Annotated in this window: 4 protein-coding genes and 1 pseudogene; 4 read left to right on the top strand and 1 reads right to left on the bottom strand. The window is 60.4% G+C overall.

Translation table 11 applies throughout. The features are described from left to right. Positions 1-313: pseudogene (locus tag ACOYIE_RS08285) on the top strand (S1 RNA-binding domain-containing protein); the annotation flags it as partial. Position 314: 1 nt separating this feature from the next. On the opposite strand, the gene ACOYIE_RS08280 reads toward ACOYIE_RS08285, so the two are convergent. Further along, the gene (locus tag ACOYIE_RS08280; RefSeq protein WP_433412226.1) at positions 315-1,562 is read right to left on the bottom strand and encodes a replication-associated recombination protein A; all 1,248 of its coding nucleotides are present in this window, start codon (positions 1,560-1,562) and stop codon (positions 315-317) included. A 218-nt stretch (positions 1,563-1,780) separates the two neighbouring features. Between ACOYIE_RS08280 and hisC the strand changes: the two genes are divergently transcribed. From hisC to ACOYIE_RS08265, 3 genes are all read left to right on the top strand, one after another. After that, entirely contained in the window at positions 1,781-2,848 is a 1,068-nt protein-coding gene (gene hisC, locus ACOYIE_RS08275; RefSeq protein ID WP_433412224.1) for a histidinol-phosphate transaminase, read from the top strand. 58 nt (positions 2,849-2,906) lie between these two features. After that, positions 2,907-3,788, top strand: a complete 882-nt coding sequence (locus tag ACOYIE_RS08270; RefSeq protein WP_433412222.1) for an aldose 1-epimerase family protein — start codon at positions 2,907-2,909, stop codon at positions 3,786-3,788. Between the two features lie 221 nt (positions 3,789-4,009). Next, positions 4,010-6,528 (top strand): heavy metal translocating P-type ATPase (locus ACOYIE_RS08265; RefSeq protein ID WP_433412220.1); only part of this gene is annotated, 2,519 nt, incomplete at its 3' end.

Here is a 6,528-nt window from a genome sequence, read left to right as displayed (position 1 = left end):
GTTGTTTTCTCCCGGAGAAACGGTGCGCGGCATTGTCCGCTCTGTCGAGCCTTACGGCGTATTCATAGAGCTTGCGCCCAACCTGTCCGGTCTGGCCGAGCCGCGCGGCGACCTGACGCCCGGCACGGCGGTTTCCGTTTATATCAAATCCATTCTGCCCGCCCGCATGAAAGTCAAACTGACCGTCATCGACGTGCTTGCGCCGCACTGCGCGCCCCTTCCTCCGCGGTATTTCATCACGTCCGGCCGCATCAGCGAGTGGGTTTACACCCCTGCCTGCTGTTCCCGCAAGCATATCGCCACGTTATTCTGAATCACTTGCCCTTGACCTTATCCCAATAGGCGCGGGCGGCCTGCTCGGTTTTGTTCGGGCCGAACTCGTAATAGACTGCACCGGCGAGCGCGTCGGGCAGATAGCGCTGCTCTACCCAATGGTTCGGGTAGTCATGCGGGAAACGGTAGGTCAGCCCGCGCCCCAGTTTGGCCGCCCCGCCGTAGTGCGCATCCTTCAGATGCGCGGGAATATCGCCTGTTCTGCCGGCGCGCACATCGGCGAGCGCCGCATCAATGCCCCGAATCGCACTGTTGGACTTGGGCGCGGTCGCCATCAGGAGGACCGCCTCCGCGAGCGGGATGCGCGCCTCGGGCAGGCCGAGCTGAAACGCGCTGTCCACACACGCCTTGACGATCGCCGCGCACTGCGGATATGCCAGTCCGACATCCTCCGACGCGATGACCAGCATGCGCCGCGCGGCCGAAATCATATCCCCTGCTTCGAGCAGGCGCGCAAGATAGTGCAGCGCGGCGTCAGGGTCCGAACCGCGGATGGACTTTTGCAGGGCGGACAGAATATCGTAATGGCTGTCGCCGTCGCGGTCATAGCGCATGTTGGAGCGCTGCGCGGCCTGCTGGGCATCCGCCAGCGTCACGCCGTCCTCCCCTGCGCCCAGCACGAGCAGCTCGACCGCGCCGAGCGCCTTGCGCACATCCCCGCCGACCGCCTGTGCAATATAAGCCGCAGCGCCGTCCTCGACCGGCGTGCCCTTATCCCCGATGGCAAGCGCAAATGCCCGCTCGACCGCGCGCTGCATATCGGCGGCTTCAACGGGCTGAAACTCAAACACCGTGCTGCGGCTGAGAATCGCATTGTACACATAAAAATACGGATTCTCGGTCGTGGAGGCGATCAGCGTCATTTTGCCGGTTTCGATAAACTCCAACAGGCTCTGCTGCTGCTTTTTATTGAAATACTGGATCTCATCCAGATACACCAGCGCGCCGTTGGGCGCAAGGAAGGTATCCAGCTCGTCAATGATCGCCTTGATATCCGCGATGCCCGCGGTGGTGGCGTTGAGATGATACAGCCTGCGGTCGGTCTGCTTTGCGATGATGGACGCAACCGTGGTCTTGCCCACACCGGACGGGCCGTAAAAAATCATATTCGGAATGGTGCCCGACTCGATCACGCGGCGCAGCAGGCCGTTTTTGCCCAGCAGGTGCCGCTGGCCGACCACATCGTCCAGCGTTTTCGGACGGATTTTATCTGCTAAGGGTTGGTACATGGTATTCTCCTCACAACATCATGATGCGGCGGGAAGCACATCTCGGTTCGCCGTGCCAAATGCCTGCCTCGCTGCGCTGTCTTTACACGTTTTATAAAACTTAGCCATATAGCCATATTATAACACGGGTATGTGCAGAACTCAAACAAGGCTTGACTTTCTCGCTTTACCATGATAAACTATTCGCAGATAGAAAATCGCAAAGGAGAGTTTTCCCGATGGACAAGCCCTTTCTCAAAAAGCTCCGCCGCATCGACCCCTATGTGCCGGGCGAACAGCCGCAGCGCGGCGATATCATCAAGTTAAACGCCAACGAAAACCCCTACCCGCCCGCGCCGGGCGTGCAGCAGGCGCTGCGCAGCTTCGATGCATCCTCGCTCGCCCTCTATCCGGACGCGAACGGCAAGGCGCTCAAAACCGCGCTGGCCGGCCGGTTTGGTGTCAAGCCCACACAGGTGTTCCTCGGCAACGGGTCGGACGATGTGCTTGCGCTTGCGTTCCAGTCGTTCTTCTGCTCGGATCAGCCCATTCTTTATCCGGATATCACCTATTCGTTCTATCCGGTCTGGTGCGACCTGTTCCGCATCCCGTATGAGACTGTGCCGCTGGATGAAAACTTCTGCGTGAACATCCGCGACTATGACAAGCCGAACGGCGGCGTCATCCTGCCCAACCCCAACGCCCCGACCGGACGCGCCCTGCCGCTTGAGGCGCTGGAGGAGCTTTTGCAGCATAACGCCGACTGCGTCGTCATCATCGACGAAGCTTATGTGGATTTCGGTGCGCAGAGCGCCGTGCCGCTCATCGAAAAATATGAAAACCTGCTCGTTGTGCAGACAATGAGCAAATCGCGCTCGCTGGCCGGACTGCGCATCGGCTATGCGCTCGGCTCAGAAACGCTGATCGCCACGCTCAAAGCGGTCAAAAACTCCTACAACTCTTATACACTGGATGCGGTCGCACTGGCCGCAGGCGCGGCTTCCGTGGCGGACGAGGCGTATTTTCAGCAGACCTGCCGCAAGGTCGTTGCCACGCGCGAGCGCACCGCGGACGCGCTGCGGGCGCTGGGCTTTCTCGTCCCCCCTTCGCTGACCAATTTCCTGTTCGTCACCCATCCGCAGCGGGACGCTGCCGGGCTGTTTGCCGCGCTGCGCGACAGGGGCATTTTTATCCGCTATTTCAAGCTGCCGCGCATTGACAATTACCTGCGCATCACAATCGGCACGGACGCACAGATGGACCGGCTGCTTGCCGCCCTGCGGGAAATTCTCTCCGTCTCCGATTGACATTGTTCTGCTGCGGCGGTATGCTGAAAGCATCAACACCCAAGGGAGGATGTACGCAATGCAAATTCTGGAAAACAACCAATTTGTCGTCTCCATCAATGAGTTCGGCGCCGAGCTGTCCGGCTTCCGGAGCAAAAAGGACGGCACCGAATACGTCTGGCAGGCCGATCCCGCCGTGTGGAAGCGCCACGCGCCCATTCTGTTTCCCATTGTCGGGCGGCTGAAAGATAAGAAGTATACCGTTTCCGGCAAAGAGTACGAAATCACCCAGCACGGCTTTGGCCGCGATCTTGCCTGGACCCCGAACAGACTCAGCGATACCTGCGTTGCATTCACGCTGACGCAGAACGAGTATACCAAAAAGATGTATCCCTGGGACTTTACCTGCACCATCCGCTACACGCTTGACGGTTCGTCGCTTAAAAAAGAGCATATCACAACCAATCAAAGCGACACCCCCATGTATTATGAGATCGGCGGACATGACGCTTACGCCATCTGCCTGTGCGCAGGTGAGCAAATTACCGATTATTACGTTGCATTTGAGGGGACTGACGCGCTGCATCCCATCATTACCGATGAAAACGTGCTGCTCTCGCAGGAGCACGGCTGCATCCCGCTCCAGGACGGCCGGCTGCCCATCACACGCCAGACCTTCAGAGACGACGCGCTCATGCTGGACAGCCTGACCGTCCGCCGCGCGGTCATCGGCAGCGTGAAAAATCCCCGCCGCGTCACGATGGACTTTGCGGATTTCCCGTATTTTGCGCTTTGGAGCGCGTATAAGGATTTTGACGTGAAATACGTCTGCCTGGAGCCGTGGAGCACACTGCCTGACGGCGATTATCTGGACCACGCGATCGAAAACAAGGCCGGTGTGCGGGTATTGCAGCCCGGCCAAAGCGAAACGCTCACGTTTACCACCACCATCTCAGAATAAGCATGTCTCTGTTCCGTTGGGACGGATGCGCAGACAGACGGTTTTCAGCAATATGCAGGCGGCGAAGGGCACATGCCCTCTGCCGCCTGTTTGCGTCTCCGGCGCCCCGCGTATAATCGGCCCAATCCGCCCGCAAACTACTTGACAAACCGTGCGCGCCATTTTATACTGATTTCAGAACACCCCCCTCCCACGGGGAGGGTAGCAAAGGAGAACCCTGTATGAAACAACGATTCCGCGTCGGCGGCATGAGCTGCGCGGCGTGTTCCGCCCATGTGGAAAAAAGCGTCTCTGCCGTATCCGGCGTTTCCGAGGTGCAGGTCAACCTGCTTGCCGGCAGCATGGCGGTGCAATATGATGAAACCGTCTGCGACGCGCAGAAAATCATCGCGGCCGTGCAGGCGGGCGGCTATACCGCTTCCGTTGACGGCGGCGACGCCCGCCGCGCTTCCGCTCCCCAGCCCGCAGACGACGGCCTGCGGGAGATGAAAACGCGCATTCTGATTTCCGCCGTTTTTCTGATTGTGCTGATGGTATTTTCCATGGGACCGATGCTCGGCCTGCCGCTGCCGGGCTTTGTCCGCGGGCCGGAAAACGCCTTTGCGCTGGCGCTGACGCAGCTGCTGCTGACGCTGCCCGTCGTTATCGTCAACCGCAAATATTATGTCAACGGGTTTAAAACGCTCTGGCACCGCGCGCCGACGATGGACGCGCTGATCGCCGTCGGTTCCGGCGCGGCGCTGGTGTACGGTGTGTATACGATGTACCAGATCGGCTACGCCACAGCGACGGGCGACCTGACAACGGCCGCGCACCATGCGCACGATCTGTATTTTGAATCGGCCGCCATGATTCTGACGCTGGTCACGCTCGGCAAATATTTTGAAGCGCGCGCCAAACGCAAAACGGGCGAAGCCATCGCCGCGCTGATGGACCTGCGGCCGCAGACGGCCAGCGTACTGCGCGGCGGCGAAGAAATCTCGCTGCCCATCGAGGAAGTGCGCGTGGGCGATCTGGTTGTTGTGCGCGGCGGTCAGTCCGTGCCGGTTGACGGCCAGATCACCGAAGGCAACGCATTTCTGGATGAAAGCGCCATCACGGGCGAAAGCATGCCGGTGGAAAAACACAAGGGAGACACCGTTATCGGCGCTACGGTCTCCAAAAGCGGTTACTTTGTCATGCAGGCCGCCCGCGTGGGCGATGATACCACGCTCAGCCAGATCATCCGGCTGGTGGAAGAGGCCGGCGCGTCCAAGGCGCCGATTGCCAAGCTGGCGGATAAAGTGGCCGGCGTATTTGTGCCCATCGTTATGGGGCTTGCACTGCTGACCGCCGCCGTCTGGCTGCTGTATGGTGAAACGCCCGCCTTTGCGCTGACCCGCGCCATTTCCGTTCTGGTGATTTCGTGCCCCTGTGCGCTCGGACTGGCGACGCCTGTCGCCATTATGGTCGGCACAGGCGTGGGCGCAAAAAACGGCGTGCTGTTCCAGTCTGCGGAAGCGCTGGAAAATCTGCACAATGTCAACAGCGTGATCCTGGATAAGACCGGAACCGTCACCGAAGGCCGCCCTGTTGTGACCGACGTGCGCTCGCTCGGCGTCGATCCGGACGATCTGCTTTCGCTTGCGCTCTCACTCGAAGTGCGCAGCGAGCACCCGCTGGCCGACGCCATCGTGCGCCACGCGCGCCAGCACGGCGCAAAGGAGCGCCAGGCCACGGATTTCAGGGCCATTGAAGGCCAGGGCGTCACCGCTACGATAGACGGCGTGCCCTGCATGGCCGGCAACCGGCGCATGCTGCTGGCCGGCGGTCTCGCGCTGCCGCGTTCGGCGCAGACGCTGGGCGAAGAACTCGCCGCCGCGGGCAAAACGCCGCTCTATTTTGCCGCCAACCGGCAGGTCGTCGGTATTTTCGCCGTGGCGGACGTTGTAAAACCCACCAGCCGCGCCGCAGTGGAACAGCTTCGCGCACTGGGCGTTGAAGTCACGCTGCTGACCGGCGACAACCAGGCCACGGCAAACGCTATTGCTGCCGAGCTCGGCATTGACAACGTGGTTGCCGAGGTACTGCCGCAGGATAAGGAGCGCGTCGTGCGCGAAAAACAGGCCGCGGGCAAAAAAGTTGCCATGGTGGGCGACGGCATCAACGACGCGCCCGCGCTGGCCCGCGCAGACGTGGGCATCGCCATCGGCGCCGGTACCGACGTTGCCATTTCCTCTGCGGACGTGGTGCTGATGAAGAGCGATCTGATGGACGCGGTGGACGCAATCCGCCTGTCCCGCCAGACCATGCGCAACATCCGTCAGAATCTGTTCTGGGCCTTTTTCTACAACTGCATCGGCATTCCGATCGCCGCAGGCGTATTGTGGCTGCCGCTCGGCATCAAACTCAGCCCGATGATCGGCGCGGCCGCCATGAGCCTGAGCTCGGTCTGCGTCGTTTCCAACGCGCTGCGTCTGCGCTTTTTCAAACCCAGCGAAAAAACGGCGGCCGCACCTTTCACCGTAGTTCCCCGGGCAGAGCAGCCCGAACCAGATAAAAAGGAGGACCATACTATGACAAAAGTTATCAAAATCGAAGGCATGATGTGCTCGCACTGTGCCGACCATGTGCAGCAGGCGCTGCAGGCCATTCCGGGCGTTCACGCCGTCATTGATCTGGAGGGCAAGAAGGCCATTCTCCAGGGCGCAATTCCAGCAGAATCCGTGCTGACCGAAGCAGTTGAAAAGGCCGGCTACAA

This window comes from Agathobaculum sp. (genome assembly GCF_050946325.1).
Lineage (GTDB): Bacteria > Bacillota > Clostridia > Oscillospirales > Butyricicoccaceae > Agathobaculum.
Note: the sequence above shows the minus strand (reverse complement) of the source record. Positions and strands in the feature narration are given on the sequence as shown.

Excerpts from the sequence above, each read along its gene's own strand:
- ACOYIE_RS08270 (WP_433412222.1), top strand. The coding sequence starts at position 2,907 with ATGCAAATTCTGGAAAACAACCAATTTGTCGTCTCCATCAATGAGTTC.
- ACOYIE_RS08280 (WP_433412226.1), bottom strand. The coding sequence starts at position 1,562 with ATGTACCAACCCTTAGCAGATAAAATCCGTCCGAAAACGCTGGACGAT.
- hisC (WP_433412224.1), top strand. The coding sequence starts at position 1,781 with ATGGACAAGCCCTTTCTCAAAAAGCTCCGCCGCATCGACCCCTATGTG.